General features: G+C 68.5%; 20 protein-coding genes. 15 read left to right on the plus strand and 5 right to left on the minus strand.

What is annotated here, in order from left to right:
* Position 1: 1 nt before the first annotated feature.
* Complete coding sequence (locus ACZZZQ_RS08215) at positions 2–730, plus strand: DNA-3-methyladenine glycosylase (RefSeq protein WP_463507313.1); 729 nt, start codon at positions 2–4, stop codon at positions 728–730.
* Here ACZZZQ_RS08215 and ACZZZQ_RS08220 read toward each other — a convergent pair.
* Positions 670–1,680 carry a LacI family DNA-binding transcriptional regulator gene (locus ACZZZQ_RS08220; protein WP_285363500.1) on the minus strand — a complete coding sequence of 337 codons (1,011 nt, stop codon included), beginning with the start codon at positions 1,678–1,680 and terminating at the stop codon, positions 670–672. The two genes, ACZZZQ_RS08215 and ACZZZQ_RS08220, sit on opposite strands and share 61 nt — an antisense overlap.
* Before the next feature lie 140 nt (positions 1,681–1,820).
* Between ACZZZQ_RS08220 and ACZZZQ_RS08225 the strand changes: the two genes are divergently transcribed.
* The 9 genes from ACZZZQ_RS08225 to ACZZZQ_RS08265 all read left to right on the plus strand — a co-directional run bounded on the left by ACZZZQ_RS08225 (position 1,821) and on the right by ACZZZQ_RS08265 (position 11,301).
* Positions 1,821–3,830: a beta-galactosidase gene (locus ACZZZQ_RS08225; protein WP_463507314.1), complete on the plus strand. Its 2,010-nt coding sequence runs from the start codon at positions 1,821–1,823 to the stop codon at positions 3,828–3,830.
* On the plus strand, positions 3,827–4,756 hold the full coding sequence (locus ACZZZQ_RS08230) for a carbohydrate ABC transporter permease (RefSeq protein ID WP_053098126.1): 930 nt from the start codon (positions 3,827–3,829) through the stop codon (positions 4,754–4,756). The genes ACZZZQ_RS08225 and ACZZZQ_RS08230 overlap by 4 nt, the downstream gene beginning before the upstream one ends.
* A complete protein-coding gene (locus ACZZZQ_RS08235) occupies positions 4,753–5,658 on the plus strand; it encodes a carbohydrate ABC transporter permease (RefSeq protein WP_372984668.1) in 906 nt (301 codons plus the stop codon). Before ACZZZQ_RS08230 ends, ACZZZQ_RS08235 begins: the two co-directional genes overlap by 4 nt.
* Before the next feature lie 88 nt (positions 5,659–5,746).
* Positions 5,747–7,078, plus strand: a complete 1,332-nt coding sequence (locus ACZZZQ_RS08240) for an ABC transporter substrate-binding protein (protein WP_056275394.1) — start codon at positions 5,747–5,749, stop codon at positions 7,076–7,078.
* 62 nt (positions 7,079–7,140) lie between these two features.
* Entirely contained in the window at positions 7,141–9,261 is a 2,121-nt protein-coding gene (locus ACZZZQ_RS08245; protein WP_056275391.1) for an alpha-galactosidase, read from the plus strand.
* Between the two features lie 160 nt (positions 9,262–9,421).
* A complete protein-coding gene (gene rpmB / locus ACZZZQ_RS08250) occupies positions 9,422–9,658 on the plus strand; it encodes a 50S ribosomal protein L28 (RefSeq protein WP_042540533.1) in 237 nt (78 codons plus the stop codon).
* Complete coding sequence (gene rpmG, locus ACZZZQ_RS08255; RefSeq protein ID WP_017203558.1) at positions 9,658–9,828, plus strand: 50S ribosomal protein L33; 171 nt, start codon at positions 9,658–9,660, stop codon at positions 9,826–9,828. The genes rpmB and rpmG overlap by 1 nt, the downstream gene beginning before the upstream one ends.
* A gap of 3 nt (positions 9,829–9,831) precedes the next feature.
* On the plus strand, positions 9,832–10,137 hold the full coding sequence (gene rpsN, locus ACZZZQ_RS08260) for a 30S ribosomal protein S14 (RefSeq protein ID WP_042540535.1): 306 nt from the start codon (positions 9,832–9,834) through the stop codon (positions 10,135–10,137).
* 339 nt (positions 10,138–10,476) lie between these two features.
* Positions 10,477–11,301, plus strand: a complete 825-nt coding sequence (locus ACZZZQ_RS08265) for an endonuclease domain-containing protein (RefSeq protein WP_463507315.1) — start codon at positions 10,477–10,479, stop codon at positions 11,299–11,301.
* A gap of 141 nt (positions 11,302–11,442) precedes the next feature.
* Here the strand turns inward: ACZZZQ_RS08265 and ACZZZQ_RS08270 are convergent, their stop codons facing one another.
* Complete coding sequence (locus tag ACZZZQ_RS08270; RefSeq protein ID WP_463507316.1) at positions 11,443–12,270, minus strand: alpha/beta hydrolase; 828 nt, start codon at positions 12,268–12,270, stop codon at positions 11,443–11,445.
* A 125-nt stretch (positions 12,271–12,395) separates the two neighbouring features.
* Here ACZZZQ_RS08270 and ACZZZQ_RS08275 point away from each other — a divergent pair, with 125 nt between their 5' ends.
* The 4 genes from ACZZZQ_RS08275 to ACZZZQ_RS08290 all read left to right on the plus strand — a co-directional run bounded on the left by ACZZZQ_RS08275 (position 12,396) and on the right by ACZZZQ_RS08290 (position 16,363).
* Complete coding sequence (locus ACZZZQ_RS08275; RefSeq protein ID WP_072592399.1) at positions 12,396–13,004, plus strand: TetR/AcrR family transcriptional regulator; 609 nt, start codon at positions 12,396–12,398, stop codon at positions 13,002–13,004.
* Positions 13,005–13,113: 109 nt separating this feature from the next.
* The gene (locus tag ACZZZQ_RS08280; protein WP_082586520.1) at positions 13,114–13,659 is read left to right on the plus strand and encodes a helix-turn-helix domain-containing protein; all 546 of its coding nucleotides are present in this window, start codon (positions 13,114–13,116) and stop codon (positions 13,657–13,659) included.
* A gap of 321 nt (positions 13,660–13,980) precedes the next feature.
* Positions 13,981–14,268, plus strand: a complete 288-nt coding sequence (locus ACZZZQ_RS08285) for an HU family DNA-binding protein (RefSeq protein WP_042541574.1) — start codon at positions 13,981–13,983, stop codon at positions 14,266–14,268.
* Positions 14,269–14,353: 85 nt separating this feature from the next.
* Positions 14,354–16,363: a cytochrome c oxidase assembly protein gene (locus ACZZZQ_RS08290; RefSeq protein ID WP_463507317.1), complete on the plus strand. Its 2,010-nt coding sequence runs from the start codon at positions 14,354–14,356 to the stop codon at positions 16,361–16,363.
* An 18-nt stretch (positions 16,364–16,381) separates the two neighbouring features.
* On the opposite strand, the gene ACZZZQ_RS08295 is transcribed toward ACZZZQ_RS08290, so the two are convergent.
* Entirely contained in the window at positions 16,382–17,455 is a 1,074-nt protein-coding gene (locus ACZZZQ_RS08295; protein WP_056275381.1) for a hypothetical protein, read from the minus strand.
* Positions 17,456–17,614: 159 nt separating this feature from the next.
* Here ACZZZQ_RS08295 and ACZZZQ_RS08300 point away from each other — a divergent pair, with 159 nt between their 5' ends.
* Positions 17,615–19,009, plus strand: a complete 1,395-nt coding sequence (locus tag ACZZZQ_RS08300; protein WP_463507318.1) for an ATP-dependent DNA helicase — start codon at positions 17,615–17,617, stop codon at positions 19,007–19,009.
* A gap of 12 nt (positions 19,010–19,021) precedes the next feature.
* Here the strand turns inward: ACZZZQ_RS08300 and ACZZZQ_RS08305 are convergent, their stop codons facing one another.
* Positions 19,022–19,669, minus strand: coding sequence for a biliverdin-producing heme oxygenase (locus tag ACZZZQ_RS08305; protein WP_053098119.1), 648 nt, complete (start codon positions 19,667–19,669; stop codon positions 19,022–19,024).
* 55 nt (positions 19,670–19,724) lie between these two features.
* Positions 19,725–20,048: a DUF2470 domain-containing protein gene (locus ACZZZQ_RS08310; RefSeq protein ID WP_431738639.1), complete on the minus strand. Its 324-nt coding sequence runs from the start codon at positions 20,046–20,048 to the stop codon at positions 19,725–19,727.
* Between the last annotated feature and the right edge of the window lie 33 nt (positions 20,049–20,081).

The following is a 20,081-nucleotide window of genomic DNA, read 5'->3' on the forward strand; positions in this document are numbered from 1 at the left end:
CATGCCGACGGATGCCCTGCACCGAGCGACCCGCGCCGAGCTGAGCGGGCTGCCGGTCGAGGTCGCTCCGCTGCTGCTCGGCGGCGAGCTGCGCACCGTCGTGGCCGGCTCCGAGGTGCGACTCCGACTCACCGAGGTCGAGGCCTATCACGGGCAGGGCACGGGACCCGCGGCCGACCCCGGGTCGCACGCGCGCATGGGGCGCACCGCACGCAACGCGACGATGTGGGGCGAGCCGGGGCACCTGTACGTCTATCTGAGTCACGGCATCCACTCGTGCGTGAACGTCGTCTCGGGCCCCGAGGGTCAGGCGGGCGGGATCCTGTTGCGTGCGGGCGAGGTGGTGCACGGGGCGGATGCCGTCGCGGTGCGCCGCCGTGCGACGCCCCCTCTGACGTCGACTGCGCTGCGCGACCTCGCGCGCGGGCCCGGTCGATTCGGCCAGTCGGCGGGCCTGCGGCATCCGATCCACGACGGCATCGACGCGATCACCGGAGCGGAGTTCGCGGGCGCCCGCGCCGAGCTGTGGCTGCGTGACGAACCGGTGACCGATGTGGCGACCGGGCCGAGGGTCGGTGTGGCCGGCATCGCCGGGACCGCGGCATTCCCCTGGCGCTTCTGGATCTCCGGCGACCCGACGGTCTCGCCGTTCCGCTGGGGGAGGGGCGCTCAGGCCGAGTCTCTCCACACCACGGGCGTCGGCAGCATGATCCCCTCACGCGGACGCTGATCGTCGCGCAGCTGCGCGAGGACGGATGCCGCGGCCGCGGCCCCGAGACCTTCGGCCGGCTGGTCGACGGTCGAGAGCAGCGGGGTGGTGCGCGTCGCCCACGTGCTGTTGTCGAAGCCGACCACGCCGACGTCATCCGGCACACGCCGTCCCGCTTCGCGCAGCGCCCACATCGCTCCGGCGGCCACCGCGTCGGACGCGGCGAAGACTCCGTCGATGTCGGGTGCTCGGTCGAGCAGTCGCTTCATGGCGGCGGCTCCGTCGGCGTAGGAGTACAGCGGCACCTCTTCGACGAGGTCCGGATCGAAGTCGTCGCCGAGAGCGTCGGTGAATCCGGCGAGTCGATCGGTGCCCGAGTCGCGGTCGAGGGCGGCGGCGATCATGCCGACCCTCGTGCGACCGGTCGCCAGCAGACGTGAGGTGACGGCCTGCGCGGCGCCGCGGTTGTCGACGCCGACCCAGGCGGCATCGACGTCGGGTGGGTGGCCGACGTAGGCGACAGGCAGGTCGAGTCGCATCACGGCCTTGGTGATCGGATCCTGCGCTCGGGCCGAGACGATCACAGCGCCGTCGACGAACCCGCCGTTGAGGTAGCGGGCGACGCGTTCGGTGTCTCGCACCGAGTCGACCACGAGGCAGACCATCTGGTAGTCCGCCTCGGAGAGAGTCTCGTTCGTGCCGAGCATGATCGCGCCGATGTTGGGGTCTTCGAGGAACAGCGCGTGCGGCTCGTGCACGATGAACGCGATGGCCTGGGTGCGCTGTCGCACGAGGTTCTGGGCGGCGGTGTTCGGCACGTAGCCGACCTCGCGGATCGCCTCTTCGATCGCGGTGCGCGCGGCGTCCGACACGTAGCCGCCGTTGATCACGCGGCTGACGGTTCCCCTGGAGACTCCGGCGACGCGCGCGACATCGTGCACGGTGCTGCGACGACGGGCCGAAGTGCTCATGATCGACAGCCTAGCGACCCGGACTTGACGGGATTCGCCACGACATGCGACGATGTGTGCACGTTCACAGAAATCCCGATCGCTGTCTCGACGCAGCGGACTGTGCACGTGCACACATGATCCGCAAAGGAGCGTCACCGATGGCCGCCGCTGTGTCCGACCGCATCGCCACCCTCTCCGCAGGGCGCGGCCTCGTCTTCGGATGCGACTACAACCCGGAGCAGTGGGACCGCAGCGTCTGGCCCGACGACGTGCGGCTCATGCAGCAGGCCGGCGTGGGTCTCGTGGCGATCAACATCTTCGGCTGGTCGTCGATCAACCCCGCCAGGGGAGTGTGGGACTTCGCGGCGCTCGACGAGATCATCGCGCTGCTGCACGCCGCGGACATCCGCATCAACCTCGGCACCGGCACGGCCTCGCCCGCACCGTGGCTCACCGCGCAGCATCCCGAGATCCTGCCGGTCGGCGAAGACGGGACCGTCTTCCAGCAGGGCGGTCGTCAGGGGTACTGCCCGAGCTCGCCCCTCTTCCGCGCGTACGCCGCCGAGGTCGTCACCCGTGTCGTCGAACGCTACGGCGACCACCCGGCCGTCGCGCTCTGGCACGTGTCGAACGAGCTGGGCTGCCACAACGCGCTCTGCTACTGCGACACGAGCGCCGAGGCCTTCCGTGGCTGGCTGCGCGAGCGGTACGCCGACATCGACGCGCTGAACCGCGCGTGGGGCACGACATTCTGGAGCCAGCGCTACAGCGACTTCGACGACGTGCGGGTGCCCGCTCAGGCCCTCTCGCTGCGCAACCCGGGGCAGATCCTCGACTTCCAGCGCTTCAGTTCCGACGAGCAGCTCGCGCTCTACCGCGCCGAAGCCGCGATCCTGCGCGAGCGGAGCGACGTGCCGGTGACGACCAACTTCATGGTCACCGCGCACATCCGCAACCTCGACTACTGGTCGTGGGCGGGCGAGATGGATCTGATCGCCAACGACCACTACCTCGACCGTCGCCTCGACGACGCGCGAGGCGAGCTCTCGTTCGCCGCCGACCTCACCCGCGGCCTCGCCCAGGGTGCGCCGTGGCTGCTCATGGAGACCTCGACCGGCGCAGTGAACTGGCAGCCCTACAACCTCGCCAAGGCTCCCGGTGAGCTGCAGCGCAACATCGCCGCGCACATCGCGCGCGGCGCCGACGGCATCTGCTTCTTCCAGTGGCGTGCGTCGACCCAGGGCGCCGAGAAGTACCACACGGCACTCGTGCCGCACGCGGGCGAGGACTCCGACCAGTGGCGCGAGGTCGTCGCGCTCGGCGGACTCCTCGATCGCCTGGGCGAGGTCGCCGGGACGCGCGTCGTCGCCGACGCCGCACTGTTCTTCTCCTGGGAGAGCTGGTGGGCCGCCGAGAACGAGGGCCGTCCGAGCGAGGCGCTGACCTACCTCGGCCAGGTGCATGCCGCGCATGCCGCGCTGGCGGATGCCGGCATCACCACAGACGTCGTACGCCCCGGCGGCGACCTCGACGGCCACCGCCTGCTGATCGTTCCCGCGCTGCACCTCATCGGCGATGCGGATGCCGCGGCGATCGCCCGCGCGGTCGAGAACGGCGCGACAGCACTGATCACCTTCTTCAGCGGCATCGTCGACGAAGAAGACAGAGTGCGCACCGGCGGCTATCCCGGCGCGTTCCGCGACCTGCTCGGCATCCGCTCGGAGGAGTTCACGCCCCTGCGTCCCGACGAGACCGTCACCCTGACCGACGGCACGACCGCGACAGTGTGGAGTGAGCGCCTGAAGGCCACGGATGCCGAGGTCATCGCGTCGTTCGTCGACGGCCCCGCCGCCGGACGCCCCGCGATCACGCGGCGCGCGACGGGAGCGGGCGAGGCCTGGTTCCTCGGCACCCAGCCCGCTCGCGAGGACTACCGCGCACTGATCGCACGGCTCGCCGCATCCGCGGGTGTCGCGCCCGTCCCCGGCGCCGGACCCGACGTCGAGATCGTGCGCCGCACCGGCGATGCCGGCTCGTTCCTGTTCGTCATCAACCACGGATCCACGGATGCCGAGGTCGCGGCCGCAGGTCACGACCTCGTCACCGACGCCCGCGCCACCGGCCTGGTGCCGGCCGGTGCGGTCCGCATCATCAAGGAGGATGTATGACCACCACGCTCGCCGCTCCGGCGGTCGCCTCAGCGCCGAAGGCGCCGGGCCGCCGTCGACGGATCCCGCACAAGGGCGCCATCGCCTTCCTCATCGTGCCCTTCGGCGTGCTGTTCGCGCTGTTCTACGTCGTCCCCATCGCCTACGCGTTCTGGCAGTCCCTGCTCGTGGTCGAGCGCGACGGCACCTTCGGCAAGGCCGAGCAGGTGTTCGGCGGCTTCACGCAGTACGTGCTCGTCTTCCAGAACGAGGCCTTCTGGGCATCGATGGGGCGGATGCTGACCTTCGGCGTCGTGCAGGTGCCGGTCATGCTCGGCCTGGCCCTGCTGTTCGCGCTGCTGCTGGACTCGCCGCTCGTCCGCGGCAAGCGCTTCTTCCGCCTCGCGTTCTTCGTGCCGTATGCGGTTCCCGGTGTCATCGCCGCGATCATGTGGGGCTCGCTGTTCTCGCCCAACCTCTCGCCGTTCACCGCGATCACCAAGAACATCGACTTCCTCGGGGCAGACCTCGTGCTGTGGTCGATCGCGAACGTCGTGACGTGGGTCTACGTCGGCTACAACATGCTGATCATCTACTCGGCGCTGCTCTCGATCCCGCAGGAGCTCTACGAGGCGGCCATCCTCGACGGCGCCGGACAGTGGCGCATCGCCTGGTCGATCAAGATCCCGCTGGTGCGCCCGGCGATCGTGATGACCGCGATCTTCTCGATCATCGGCACGCTGCAGCTGCTCGCCGAACCGCAGGTCTTCCGTTCGTTCAGTTCGGCGGTCACGAGCACGTTCACCCCGAACATGACCGTCTACGCCACGGCATCCATCCCGAACACCAACCTCGCGGCCGCCTTCTCGGTCGTGCTGGCCGTGACGACGTTCGTGCTGTCGTTCGGATTCATGAAGTACATGCAGCGCAAGGAGCAGAACGCATGAGCACCATGACGATCGTCGCCCCCGGTCGGGGCTCGCGCGCACAGGCCCCGCGCGGAAAGGGTGCTCGCGAATCGGGCATCTCCCGCACCGGCGCCATGCTGATCATGGCCGTGTTCACGGTCTACTTCCTGCTGCCGCTGTGGTGGCTGCTCGTCGCGTCGAGCAAGGAGACCGGCGACATCCTGACCACCGCCCCGCTGTGGTTCGCCGACTTCCACCTGCTCGACAACATCGCCGAGCTGTTCGCCTACCGCGACGGCGTCTACCTGCGCTGGCTGCTGAACTCGGTGCTCTACGCCGCGCTCGGCGGTGCCATCGCGACCCTGCTCGCCGCCATGGCCGGCTACGCCCTCGCGAAGTACCGGTTCCCGGGCCGCGACCTGATGTTCGACATCGTGCTCGGCGGAGTGCTGGTTCCGGCCACGGCCCTCGCGCTGCCGCTGTTCCTCATCTTCAGCCAGGCGCAGCTGACCAACACGTTCTGGTCGGTGTTCCTGCCGTCGATCGTGAGTCCGTTCGGCGTCTACCTGGCGCGGATCTTCGCGGCCTCCTCCGTTCCCGACGAACTGCTCGAGGCGAGTCGGCTCGACGGCGCGGGGGAGATCCGCACGTTCTTCACGGTCAGCATCCGACTGATGACGCCCGCGCTGGTGACGATGTTCCTCTTCCAGTTCGTCGCCATCTGGAACAACTTCTTCCTGCCGATGATCATGCTGCGATCCGAAGACCTCTTCCCGGTCGTCTTCGGTCTCTACAACTGGAACAACCAGCTGAACCAGCTGCCGGAACTCCGTGGTCTCGTGCTGATCGGCGCTCTGCTGTCGGTCATCCCGCTGATCGTCACCTTCCTCCTGCTCCAGCGCTTCTGGCGCAACGGACTGGGCGCCGGCGCCCTGAAGTGAGCAGGCGGCCGCCCGGACCGACCGGACGGCCCGCACCACCGCACCATCCCTACCGCACCACCCCCATCGCATCCACGAAAGGATCGAAATGCAGCATTCGAAGATGAAGGCAGCCGCTGTCATCGCCATCTCGGCACTCGCGCTCGCCGGTTGCTCGGCGTCCGGCGGAGACAGCTCCGGCACCGGCGGCGAAGCCGCCGCGTGCACCCCGGCGGACGGCGACGTCACGCTCGAGTTCACCTCCTGGATCCCCGGCATCGAAGACGTCGTCGAGATCTGGAACGAGGCCAACCCCGAGATCCAGGTCGACGTGCAGACCGGCCCGAACGGCAACGGCGGCACGTACCAGAACTTCTTCAACCAGATCAAGGCCGGCGATGCGCCCGACCTCGGTCAGATCGAGTACGACGCGCTGCCGAACTTCCTCGTGCAGGACGGCCTCGAAGACCTCAGCGGCTGTGAGGACGTCGTCGCCGCGGAGGACCAGTTCGTCGACTGGGCCTGGGGACAGGTCACCCTCGGCACCGAGGGCGTCTACGGCGTTCCGCAGGACACCGGCCCCATGGCGCTGTTCTACCGCGCCGACCTGTTCGAGCAGAACGGCATCGCGATCCCCACCACGTGGGACGAGTACCGCGAGGCGGCCGTGAAGATCCGTGACCTCGGCGGATACATCACCAACTTCTCGCAGTCGGACATCAACCAGTTCGCCGGCTTCGCCTGGCAGGACGGCGCTCAGTGGTTCTCGAGCGACGACGAGGGCTGGACGGTGTCGCTGGCCGACGACGCGACCACCACGGTCGCCGACTTCTGGCAGAGCATGCTCGACGACGACCTCGTCGCCACGGTTCCCGCCTGGACCGACGAGTGGAACAACGCCTACAACTCCGGTCAGGTCTGGACCTGGAACTCCGCCGTCTGGGGCGCCAACTCGATCTCCAGCGGAGCCCCCGACACCGCCGGCTCCTGGGCTGTCGCACCGCTGCCGCAGTGGGAGGCCGGCGGCACCGCGGCCGGCAACTGGGGCGGGTCGTCGACCGCTGTCCTCAAGGGCAGCGAGCACGTCTACGAGGCGACGAAGTTCGCGCTGTGGCTCAACACGTCGGATGAGGCGCTGACCGCGCTCGCCGAGGCCGCCAACCTCTACCCGGCCACGACAGCCGGTCTCGAGCTGCCGGTCTACGCCGAGGGCGTCGAGTTCTACGGCGGACAGAAGATCTACGACGTCTTCGCCGACGCCGCCACCCAGGTCTCGCCCGACTTCGCGTGGGGCCCGACCATGACCCAGACCTACTCGGACGTGTCCGACGGTTTCAAGGCCGCGGTCTCGGGCAACGGCACTCTGCTCGACGCGATCGAGAAGGGCCAGACGGCGACCATCGACGCGCTCAAGGCCGCATCGATCCCCGTCACGGAGTAACACCTCTCGGAGGCCCGCCCGTATGCTCACGGGCGGGCCTCCCCTTTTCGTCTGGAGCGGCAATGAGCGAACTCGTCCACCTGACCTCGGCCGGCGTCAGCGTCGTCATCGACACGACGAGTGCGCGACTGCTGCACTGGGGCGCGGCGCTCGACACCGCCGACCTCGACGCACTCGCGGTGTCGTCGACCGGGGCTGTGACGTTCAGCTCGTTCGACGCCTCGCGCACCGTCCCGCTGCTGGCCGTCGAAGCCGACGGATGGTCCGGCGCCCCGGCGCTCGCCTGGCACCGCGGCGGGCTGCACAGCGCGCCGCTGCTGCGCTCGACCGGGTGGAAGGCGACGGAGTCATCGCTGCGCGGGGAGTTCGCGGATCCCGCGGCCGGCGCATCCGTCGTCCTCGATCTCGAGCTGGATGCCGTCGGCGTGCTCACCGCCCAGGTGTCGGTGACGAGCACGGCGGATGCTGCCGAGCCGCTCGACCTGCTCGCCGCGCGCATCCTGCTGCCGATCCCCGCACATGCGACCGAGGTGCTCGATCACACCGGACGCTGGACGGGCGAGCGGCGACCACAGCGAGGTGCCCTGCGCCACGGAGCGCACCTGCGTCAGGTGCGCCGCGGTCGTGGTGGCCACGACGCCCCGTACCTGACCGCGATCGGCACCGACGGGTTCGGCTTCCGCCGAGGGGAACTGTGGACCGCGCACGTCGCGTGGAGCGGGGACCTCGAAGTCGGCGTCGAGAGGCTCCCCGAGGGCGCCGGCGTTCACGGGGCGGTGCTCGGCGGGGGAGAACTGCTGCTGCCCGGCGAGATCCGGCTCGGCGCGGGGGAGACCTACGTCTCGCCGCAGGTGTTCCTCGCCTACGGCGAGAGCGGGCTCGACTCCGTGTCGGCCCGCCTGCATCAGACCGTCCGCGCGTTCTCCGCACACCCCACTACGCCGCGCCCTCTCGTGCTCAACACCTGGGAGGCCGTGTACTTCGACCACGACCCCGCGAAGATCATCGAGCTCGCCGAGGCTGCGGCATCCGTCGGCGTCGAGCGGTTCGTGCTCGACGATGGATGGTTCCGCGGACGCCCCGACGACCGATCAGGACTCGGCGACTGGTTCATCGACGACGCCAAGTGGCCGGAGGGGCTGCGGCCGCTCGCCGATCAGGTGCACGGTCTCGGGATGCAGTTCGGTCTCTGGTTCGAGCCTGAGATGGTGAACCCGGTCTCCGACCTCGCCGCGCAGCATCCGGACTGGGTGCTGCAGGCCGCGCCCGACGCGCCCACCTGGCGGCATCAGAAGGTGCTCGACCTGGCGAACCCGGATGCTGCGGCCCACCTGCTGGAGCGCATCGACGCCCTGGTCTCCGAGATCGGCATCGACTTCATCAAGTGGGACCACAACCGCGACCTGCACGCCGCGGTGTCGCCGCACACCGGCCGCGCGTCCGTGCATGCTCAGACGGCCGCCTTCTACGCCCTGCTCGACGCGCTGCGCGAGCGGCATCCCTCTCTCGAGATCGAGTCGTGCGCGAGCGGCGGAGCCCGCGTCGACCTCGGGGTGCTCCAGCGCACCCAGCGCGTCTGGGGCTCGGACTCGAACGATCCGATCGAACGGCAGCAGATCCAGCGCTGGACAGGCACTCTCGTGCCCCCGGAGGTCGTGGGGTCTCACGTCGGTCCGCCGGTCGCCGAGACGACGCATCGCGCGGCATCCTTGCCGTTCCGCATGGCCACCGCGCTGTTCGGGCACGCTGGCATCGAGTGGGACATCACGCGGTGCACGGATGACGAGCGGGAGGCGCTGACCCGCTGGACGGCGCTCTATCGCGAGCTGCGGCCGCTGCTGCACTCCGGGGTCACCGTGCGCAGCGACGAGGTCGACGACGAGACGCTGCTGCACGGCGTCGTCGCGGTCGACGGCTCGCGCGGTGTGTTCGCGTGGGTGCGGCAGGGTGCGTCGGTCGACGCGTTCACGCCGCGCACCCGCATCCCCGGACTGCAGCCCGGCGGGCGCTACCGGCTGCGGGTGCGGGACGAGCTGGGAACCGCGACGCGGCATCAGGTCTCGGATCCCGCCTGGCTGGATGCCGGGATCGAGGCGACCGGCGCGTTCTTCGAGGCGGTCGGGGTGCCCCTGCCCCTGCTCGCGCCGGGGGCGGCGCTGCTGCTCGAGGTCGTTCGGGTCTGACTCGGGGTCGTGCTAGACTGACTCTTTGTCTGCGCACACTCCTGTGCGTAGTTCGCGTGCTTCCCCTTCTTCGGCCGAGAGATCGGCGATGCGGGGTGGCGCGCAGACAAGGGATCTTGGGTGAGACCGTCCGGTCTCACGGTATAGAAGGAGTCACATCATGGCAGCAGTGTGCCAGGTGACAGGAGCTGTTCCCGGCTTCGGTCACAACGTCTCGCACTCGCACCGCCGGACGAAGCGTCGCTTCGACCCGAACGTGCAGAAGAAGACCTATTTCGTCGCTTCGCTCGGTCGTAAGATCACGCTCAACGTGTCCGCCAAGGGCATCAAGGTGATCGACGTCCGCGGCATCGAGAACGTGGTCAAGGACCTCCAGGCGAAGGGTGTGAAGCTCTAATGGCCAAGAAGGCTCAGGACGTACGTCCGATCATCAAGCTGCGCTCCACGGCAGGTACGGGCTACACGTACGTGACCAAGAAGAACCGCCGCAACACCCCCGACCGCCTCGTGCTCAAGAAGTACGACCCGGTCATCCGTCAGCACGTCGAATTCCGAGAGGAGCGTTGATCAATGGCTAAGAAGAGCAAGATCGCTCGCAACGAGCAGCGCAAGGTCATCGTCGAGCGTTACGCAGAGCGTCGCGCCGAGCTGAAGAAGACCCTGGTCGACCCGAACGCCACCGACGAGGCCCGCGAGGCCGCACGCGTCGGCCTGCAGAAGCTGCCGCGCAACGCGTCGCCGGCTCGCGTGCGTTCGCGCGACGTCATCGACGGCCGCCCCCGCGGTGTCCTCACGAAGTTCGGCGTCTCGCGCGTCCGCTTCCGTGACATGGCACACCGTGGCGAGCTGCCCGGTGTCACCAAGTCCAGCTGGTAAGTCTCAGCAGACAAGCCGAAAGGGGCGAGGATCTTCGGATCCTCGCCCCTTTCGCTGTCCCCGAGCCTGTGTCCCGGCATCCGCATCCCGGCATTCGCGACTCGTGTCCCGCATCCGCATCCGCGTCCCGCATCCGCGTCCCGCATCCGCGTCCCGGGTTGCGGCCCTCGCTGCGAAGGGGATCTCTCGCTGAGAAGGGGATGCTGCGCCATTCGCTCCTTCATTGCATGAGATCTCCTTCGCAGCAGTCGCTCTGCACCGAGGGGCCGAGTTCACGGTTCTCTACAGGGGCCGGGTGCGCGGCCGCCTCGGAAGTCGACCACGGGGGAGTATCGCCTGATGGATGCGGTCACCGAGCTCGAACGTCAGGGTGGGATCGCGCGCGTCGAGCGACTTCGGTCACTCGGGGTGAGCGCTCACACACTGCGCCGTGCGAAGGAGCTCGGTGCGGTGAGATCGATCCGTCGAGGATGGATTGCGCTGCCCGACGCCGACCCGATCGTCGTGGGCGCCGCGACTCGCGGGGTCGTCATCACCTGCGTCACCGCAGCCGAGCGCATGGGGTTGTGGGTGCCGAACGCATCGTCTGTCCACGTGGCTGCCCGCCCGAATGCCGCCCGCGTGCGGGTGCCGTCGCAGGTCGTCGTCCACTGGTCGCGCCCGGTGGTTCAGCGCGACCCCGACTCCACCGTCGACGGGCTCGTCAACACCCTCGCCGTGGTGGCGCGCTGCCAGCCGAGAGAGACCGCCCTGGTGATCTGGGAGTCGGCTCTGAACAAGGGGCTCGTCGACGAGCGTGTGCTGTCGCGATTCGAGCTGCCGCCCGCCGCCCGGGAGCTGCTCGAATCCGCCAGGCCGTTCTCGGACTCGGGTCTCGAGACGATCTTCGTGTCGAGGCTGCGGTGGTTGGGTCTTGCGATGGTGCAGCAGGCGTGGCTGCACGGACACCGTGTCGACCTCCTGATCGGCGAGCGCCTGGTGATTCAGATCGACGGAGCGACACACGTCGGAGCACAGCGGACGGCTGACATCGAGCATGACGCACAGCTCGTGCTCCGTGGCTATCACGTGCTGCGGTTCGGATACGAGCAGATCATGGCTCGCTGGCCAGAAGTGCAGGCGATCATCATGGATGCTGTCGCTCAGGGCAGGCATCTCGGCTGATGTCCTCGCTTGCAGAGAAGGAGATCTCACCCAGCGAAGGACCGAATGCGTCATCCAGTCCTTCGCTGCGCGAGATCTCCTTCGCACATCGAGGCGTTCTCCGTATCGCGGATGCGCTCCGAGGCGCCGCAGCGCCCCGCATCAGGCGACGGATGCTGTCGCGTGCTCCACCGCCCAGGTGAGCGCGTAGTCGGCGATCTCCTCCCAGCCGTCCTGGCTGACGAGACGGTGGGTGCGGCCCGCATACTCCTTGTACTCGACGATGGCGGTGCTGCCGGACGAGTGGTACTTCTTCACGATCGCGCGTCCGATGGCCGGGGGCACGACGTGGTCGATCTCGCCGGTGATGACGAGCAGCGGGGCGCGGTCGGCGCGTGCGTAGTCGACGTGGGTGACTCCGCCCTTCTCGTTGAGCACCGAGGTCACGCCCTCGAAGAAGACCTTGTTGTAGGAGTTCACGGCGTACTCCTCCCAGAGGGCGTCGGATGCTGCGCGGGGGAGGTCGTTGCCGAACGTGAAGTGGAAGTGGCGCTTCGACAGCGGCTTGGCTCCGTTGATGCCGAAGGGGTTGGAGAGGATCGGCGTTCCGGTCCACAGGGTCGAGAGGGGCAGTGCGGTGACGCCGGCGGTCTGTCCCGGGGCCACGCCCACGTAGGCGGCGCCGAGGCCGCGGTCGGCGAGCATCTGGGTGAGCACGCCGCCGAACGAGTGGCCCATGATGATCGGCTTGACCGGAAGCGCCCGGATGACGCGCTCGTAGTTGTCGGCGATCTGCTTCAGGCCGATCCCCTTGAGGGCCGACGGGTTGCGGCGGATGTCCTCGACGGAGCGGTCGTCGATCCCGGGCCATCCCGGGATGATCACCTCGTGGCCCTGCGCGCGGAACCGCTCGGCCCACGTGTCCCAGCTCTTCGGCGTCATCCAGAGTCCGTGGATCAGGACGATCGGGGTCTTGTCGGTGCTGTTCATCGTTTCTTCTCCTATGTCTGCCCCGCCCGGTGCGAGTGCGTTACGCTGATAGTAGACCGAACGTTCTATATAGCACAACCTATTCCCGAAAACCCGAATCGGATGACACGATGAGAGGGATCATCATGAAGACCACGACTTCCACCTCCGCTCCGACGACGGCTCCGAAGCGGCCCAGCGCAGCCCGCACCCGGCTGATCGACACCGCCACCAGGCTCTTCTACGAAGAGGGGATCCATGCGGTCGGCGTCGACCGCATCATCGATGAGGCCGCGGTCACCAGGGCGACGCTCTACAACCAGTTCGGCGGCAAGGAGAACCTCGTCCTCGCGTACCTGCGCAACGAAGACGAGATGCTCCGCGCGATGTTCGCCGACGCGGGCGAGGCGGTGACGGATCCTGCGCAGCTGGTCGACGCCGTGATCGACGGCATCGCCGCCGACATCCGCCTCCGACACACGCGTGGCTGCCCGTTCATCAACGCGGCAGCGGAGTATCCGGATGCCGACGGTGCCGTCCGTCTGCTGATCGACGAGCACCGGGAGTGGTTCCGCTCGACGCTCCAGGCCGTCGCCGAGCAGGCCGGCCTCGAGAGCCCCGTCGATGTCGCGGCGTCCCTCGTGCTGCTGCGCGACGCCGCGCTCGTCGGCGGGTACCTCGACGGAGACGAGCGGGTCACGCCGGCGTTCGAGCGCACCGCGCGCTCGGTGGTCGCCGCCCACCGCCCGCTCTGACGCGGCGACGGGGCGGCGGATGGCGGCGGGTCGATGGCGGCCAGCTGGCGGCTGACTGGCGGCTCGGTGGCGTGGCGGCGGATCGGGGCCGCTGGAGAGCATGGAGGACATGAACACGACACGGATCACGGAACTGCGCCAGGCGCAGGGGTGGACTCAGGAACGACTGGCGACCGAGAGCGGCGTGGGACTCAGAACCGTGCAGCGCCTGGAAGCCGGACAGGATGCGAGCCTGGAGACGCTGTCTCTGGTCGCGGATGCGCTGCAGGTGCCGGTGCGGGACCTCTTCGCCACGATCGACGATGAGGCACTCAGCAGCCGGGTCGATTCGCTGCAGCAGCGCACGGATGACCAGCAGGCCGCGCGTGATCGCATCGCCCACGCCTGGACCTGGCTCTATGTCGGCATCGGCATCGTGTGCACGCTGCTGAGCTTCACGTTCTCGTATGGACTCGTGCTGTTCCTGTCCTACTGGGTGGGCGGGTACGTGATCCTCACTGCGCTGCGTCGGATCGTCCTCGAGCCCCGGCTGGACGCCCGGTACCCGTTGTCGAAGGAGACCCGCACCCGTCGTGCGAAGCGCCGCGCCGCGATGGCCTCCGCCACGGCCGACGACGCATCCCCGACCGCCACGACGACGGCCGAACCGACCTGAGACGCGTCGTCGCCCGGGCTGACCTGCGCGCGCCGAGCGAAGGAGATCTCTCTCACGCAAGGATCGAACGGTGATTCCGAGCCTTCGCGGCAAGAGATCTCCTTCCCACGATGAGGCCGACAGGCGCGCTGAAATCGATGCCCCACGAGTCACATTCGTCACTTCTGCCCCACGACACGCCGCCGAAAAGCCCAAAACCCGCGAAATGACGCGGAAATGTGGGTGGTGGTTGGTACATTCAAGGCGGTCACTCGACCAACGGAGGGCAGCAGCCCTCTGAACCACAACGATGCGACGGGAACCTCGTCGCTGGAGGATGACATGGCTGACAAGTCCATCACCAAGACCGAGCTCGTCGCGAGCATCGCTTCTGCCACCGGCCAGAGCCAGGCCACCGTCTCGGGTGTCCTCGACGCGCTGTTCTCCTCGGTCTCCGACGCTGTTGCCAAGGGCAGCAAGGTCTCGATCCCGGGCTGGATCTCGTTCGAGCAGGTCGCGACCGCAGCTCGCACGGGCCGCAACCCGCAGACCGGCGCCGAGATCAAGATCCCGGCCGGCCACCGCGTCAAGGTGACCGCTGGTTCCAAGCTCAAGGCTGCCGTCAAGTAAGACCGCACCTCTTCGAAGGCCGCTCCCGATCCGTCGGGGGCGGCCTTCGTGCGTCCTCCCCGGATCCGCGGCTTAGGCTGGAGGGGTGAGTGCCCGCGCCGTGCAGACCCCGACCCGCTCCGCGTATCGCGCGGCCGGAATCGGCATCCTGCTCGCGACCGGACTGATCGGCGTGATCTTCGCCCTCGTGATCGGCGGAGGCGCGGCTCCGCTGCTGCTGCAGGATCCGGGTCCCTTCGTGCGCTGGGCCACCCCCATCGTCAAGCTCGTGATGAACATCGCGGCCGCGGCGATGCTGGGTTCGCTCGTGCTGGCGCTGTTCGCCCTGCGCAGCGAGGAGAAGTCATTCGACACGGCGCTCAACACGGCCTCGGCGGGCGCTGCCGTCTTCACGGTCACCGCCGGCATCAGCGGATTCTTCACCTTCATGGCGGCCTTCAACCCGCAGCTGAGCGCCGAGCGCGAGTTCGGTGAGCAGCTCGGACGATTCCTGCTGCAGCTGCCGCTCGGTCAGTCATGGCTGATCACCACCATCATGGGTTCGGTGATCACCGTGCTCGCGTTCGCGTGGCGCACGTGGACGCCGACGCTCATCACGGCGATCCTCGCCGCGGCATCCTTCCTTCCGCTGGCGACGCAGGGTCACTCCGGGGAGCTCGCCGGTCACAACATCGCGGTGAACTCGATCCTGCTGCACACGATCGGCGCGGCGGTGTGGCTCGGCGGCCTGCTGCTCGTCGTGATCCTGCGCGACCGCTCGGGCGTGGGCACGGCGCAGCTGGTGAGCCGCTATTCGAGTCTCGCGATCGCCGCGTTCGCCGTCGTCGCGATCTCGGGTCTCGCCCGCTCCGTCGTCTCGTTCGGCGACATCTCGCAGCTCTGGACGCCGTACGGCACCATCCTGCTCGCGAAGGTCGTGCTCCTCGTCGGTATGGGAATGCTGGGCGCCTGGTATCGCACCCGCCTGATCCCTCGGCTCGAGGACGACGGATCCGCGCGCTGGTTCTGGATGCTGGTGCTGTGCGAGGTCGCTCTGATGGGTCTGGCCTCGGGAGCTGCCGCCGCGCTCGCGCGCACGCCCCCGCCCACCGGCGAGGAGGCGGCGTTCGTGCAGACCCCCGCCGAGAACCTCACCCGCTCCCCGCTGCCGCCGGAGTTCACGATCGACCGCTGGTTCACGGCGTGGGACATCGACGTGCTCTGGCTGGTGGCCGCCGGGTTCGGCCTCTTCCTCTACCTCGCCGGCGTGCGCCGACTGCGGCTCCGTGGCGACCGCTGGCCGATCCACCGCACCGTGTTCTGGGTGCTGGGAATGCTGATGCTGCTCTGGGTCACGGGCGGCCCGATCAACGCGTATCAGGAGTATCTCTTCAGCGTGCACATGCTGGGGCACATGATGCTGTCGATGGCGATCCCGCTGCTGCTGGTCTCGGGGGCGCCGGTCACGCTGGCCCTTCGAGCGATCCACAAGCGCGACGACGGCACCCGCGGTGGTCGCGAATGGATCATGTGGGCCGTGCACTCGCCGTTCTCGAAGGTCGTCACCCACCCGTTCGTGGCGGCGGGCATCTTCATCCTGTCGCTGTGGGCGTTCTACTTCACCGACCTGGTGCGCTGGTCGATGTTCGAGCACCTCGGCCACGAGTGGATGGTCGCGCATTTCCTCATCTCCGGCTACCTGTTCGTGCTGAGCCTGGTCGGCGCCGACCCGGTGCCCTACCGTCTGCCCTACCCGGGGCGCCTCATCACCCTGATCGCCATCATGGCCATGCACGCCTTCTTCGGCGTCGCGATCATGATGCAGGAGGGGCTGATGGTCGCCGACTGGTTCGGGTCGATGGGTCGCACCTGGGGCCCGACGCCCATCGAGGATCAGTACATCGGCGGCGGCATCGCGTGGTCGATCGGAGAGATCCCGACTCTGATCCTCGCGATCACCGTGGCGATCCAGTGGAGCCGCAGCGACACCAAGCTGCAGAAGCGCCGCGACCGGCATGCAGACCGCACGGGCGAGGCCGAGCTCGAGGAGTACAACCAGAAGCTCGCGGCTCTCGCCGAGCGCGACCTGCGTCAGGCGGAGCGCGACGCGCGGTGACCGTGCTCCCGGCGGGCGTCAGCCCGTGGACTCCTCGTCGGGGGATCCGACCCGGATGGATACCTTGCCGTCGGGGAGGATCGTGATCGATCCGTTCACCTGGAACGGGACGTCCTCCGACCGCTCCTGAACCGAGCCGTCGAAGAGCGAGCGGATCTCGACGTCGACGTGCGCGACGGCATCCGTCGGAGGGATCTTCCAGTGTCCGCCGTCGGGCACGACGCTCACCTGCGGTTGTGCGGCGATCGACCACTTCGGCAGCGAGGCGAGGCGGTTGGAGACCTCGAGGCCGAACGGGCAGGCGGTCGGCTGCAGCACCTCCTGCGTCGTGCAGGCGGTGAGGAACTCCTCGACCCGCTGCTGCACCACCGCGACGAAGTCCGAGGTGGGCTCGGTCTGCACGTCGACGGGCGTGGTGGCGAGCGGGGTGTCGGCGAGGACGCCGATGCCCTCGGACTCCGCGATCGCAGTGTCGACGGTGACCGAGTACAGCCCCGGCGTGAAGACCAGCAGGGGAAGGGGATCGAGGGGTGCGGCCTCCGCCCCGGCGGGTGAGACCTGGCGGCGATCCATCTCGAAGCCGTTGACGGCGAACTGATCGGCACCGCGCACCGTGAGCTCGACCACGGCCAGCGGGCTCGTCGTGAAGCGCCAGTTGGGGGTGACCCCCGCCCAGCCGTCCTGCTCGACGGTGAAGGTGGTGGTGCCGGCGTGCCCGCTCGCCTCGTACGACACGGTCACCTCGGTCTTGCCGGACTCGTCGGCCTGTTCCGACTGCACCTCCACGTCGGTGAGCGGCGCGAGTGCCGAGTGACGCAGCAGCGCCTCCGACGCCGTGGCTCCGATGCCGGCGATCTCGAGGGTCTCCCGATCGATCGCGACGCCGGGCACGCGCAGAGCGTCAGCCGCTCGTCCTTCCGAGAGCAGGTCGAGGTAGCGCACGACGAACGCCGACGGCCCGTAGAACTGCTGGTACAGGGTGGCTCCACCTGCACCGAGAGCGGCGACGAGCACGAGGCCGATGACCGCGAGGAGCGCGAGATCGGCAGCGAGGCGCGAGCGCCGGGGCGCCTTCGTCTCGACCTGCTGCATGGCGTCAGTCTAGAAGCGTGGCCTGGGACGACGCCGTGCGTGAGTCGGTGTGCGTCGGCCGCGATCGCTGTGTTCCTCGGATGCCGGGCGGCGCCGCCACGTAGCATGGGGAGGCACGGTCTCGCCGTGCATTCCCGCCTCCGTCCGTGTGAGAGAACCGTGTCGCTTCCCGCCCTGTCCGAAGAGCAGCAAGAGCTGTTCCGGTTGATCGAGGACACCAGCGAGCACGTCTTCATCACCGGTCGAGCGGGCACCGGCAAGTCGACGCTGTTGCAGTACTTCTCGTGGAACACCAAGAAGCAGATCGCCATCTGCGCGCCGACCGGCGTCGCCGCGCTCAACGTCGAGGGTCAGACGATCCACTCCCTGTTCCGGCTGCCGATCGGACTGATCGGCGACTCGGACATCGATCAGAACGACAACACGCGACGGATTCTCAATGCGATCGAGACGCTCGTGATCGACGAGATCTCGATGGTCAACGCCGACCTGATGGATGCGATCGACCGTTCGCTCCGTCAGGCGCGGGGCAAGCGGGGCATCCCGTTCGGCGGAGTGCAGATCGTGATGTTCGGCGATCCGTATCAGCTGGCTCCCGTGCCGCCGCGCGGCGACGAGCTGCGCTACGTCAAGGACCACTACCGCTCGTTCTGGTTCTTCGACGCCAAGGTCTGGGCGGGTCCGGCCGGCGGTGAGGGTGACGAGGACGACGGGGGACTGTTCGCCGTCGACACCCGGGCCCAGCTGCACGTGCGCGAGCTCGTGCAGATCCACCGGCAGTCGGATGACGGTTTCAAGGCGATGCTGAACGCGGTGCGGTACGGGCGAGTCACCGCGGAGATCGCGGGAGTGCTGAACACGCAGGGCGCGCGCACACCACCGGACCCGGAGCCGGGAGAGGTGCCGATGATCACCCTCGCCACCCGCAACGACATCGTGAACACCATCAACAGCCGCCACCTCGCAGCGCTGCCCGGCAAGGAGCAGACGGCGCGTGCCGAGGTCAGCGGCGAGTTCGGGAAGGGCGAGGCGTCGCTGCCGGCCGAGTCGGAGCTCAAGCTCAAGATCGGCGCGCAGGTGATGTTCCTCCGCAACGACACCTCGATGTCGGGCGAGCCGCCGCGGTGGGTGAACGGCACGATCGGCACGGTCGTGCGGATCCTCGGAGAGACCGTGCGCGTCGAGATCGACGGCGAAGAGGTCGACGTCGAGCCCGCGGTCTGGGAGCGGTTCCGATACTCCTACGAGCCGAGCACCAAGAAGCTGAGCCGTGACGTCGTGGCCGAGTTCACCCAGTTCCCGCTGCGCCTCGCGTGGGCGGTCACGATCCACAAGTCGCAGGGCAAGACGTACGACCGCGCGATCATCGACCTCGGCTCAGGCGCCTTCGCTCCAGGGCAGACCTATGTGGCGCTGTCTCGGCTCACGTCCCTCGACGGGCTCTACCTGTCGAGGGCGCTGCGCCCGAGCGACATCCGCGTCGACGAGGATGTGCGCCGCTTCATGCGCGACGCGTGGCTCGCGGCATCCACTCCCGAGGTCGGGAAGGGCTGAGCCCGTTCGTCGTCAGGCGGCGACGCGTGCGCGGTCGAGGTCTTCGAAGAGCTCGGTGTTGAACCGGTAGGCGAGCAGGACCTCGTCGATCACGCGCTCGCGCTCGGCGTCGTCCCAGGGGGCGGAGTCGAGCTGCTCGCGGTAGACGTCCTTGAACGCCGACGGGTCGGCGATGTCGTCGAAAAGATAGAAGCCGATGCCGTTGGTCTCGAAGCCGAAGCGGCGTGCCATGACGCGTCCGATGAAGATGCCGCCCGACAGATCGCCGAGGTAGCGCGTGTAGTGATGCGCGACGAAGCCACCGGCCCAGGTCGCCCCGACCTGGCGGATGCGCTCGACGTAGCGCTGCGTGGTCGGCAGCGCGACGATCACATCGCGCCAGTGCGCCCCGAGGAGGAACTCGAGGTCGGCCTCGAGCGCGGGCAGGCGGGTCAGCTTGTCGCTGAGGAAGACGGATGCCACGGGGTCCTGGCGCATGCGCTCGCCCGCGCCCTCGAGGGCTTCGTAGATGAAGTAGTGCTGCGCGACGAGCGCGATGTAGTCCTCGCGCGATCCTTCGCCCTTGAGCAGGTCGGACATGAAGCCGGCACCCTCGCTGCGCGAGTGCGAACCGGAGGAGCGCTCACGGAGGGCTGCGGAGAAGGAGAGGATCTCGGACATGTGCCCAGTGTAAGGGTCGCCTAACCTGAAAGGAAACCCCTCGGTGAGCCGAGCGTCATGCGTGCGGACGCGGCTCGACCCCGAGCTTCTCGCAGGCGAGATCGTAGAGCGCGACGACCTCGCGGCGCACGGCGGGGCGCTCCGTGATCGGACCGGAGGGCCAGGGGATGCGAATCTCGGAGGCCTCGCCGGAGCGGGTGACCTTCCAGACTCCGCCGTCGCCGTCGAGGTCCGTCATCACGGCGTCGGTGATCTCGTCCGACTGAGACCCTTCGGCCGGCGCGAAGGCGCGCGTGATGAGCAGATTGTCATCGGTGTGGTCGCCGTTCATGTGGCGGAGGATCGCGGAGACGACGTCGGCATCGAACGTGTGGGGCATGGTGATCACCCTAAACGGCGTTCGGTGATGCCT

The sequence above is a fragment of the Microbacterium sp. AC132 genome (genome assembly GCF_979258525.1).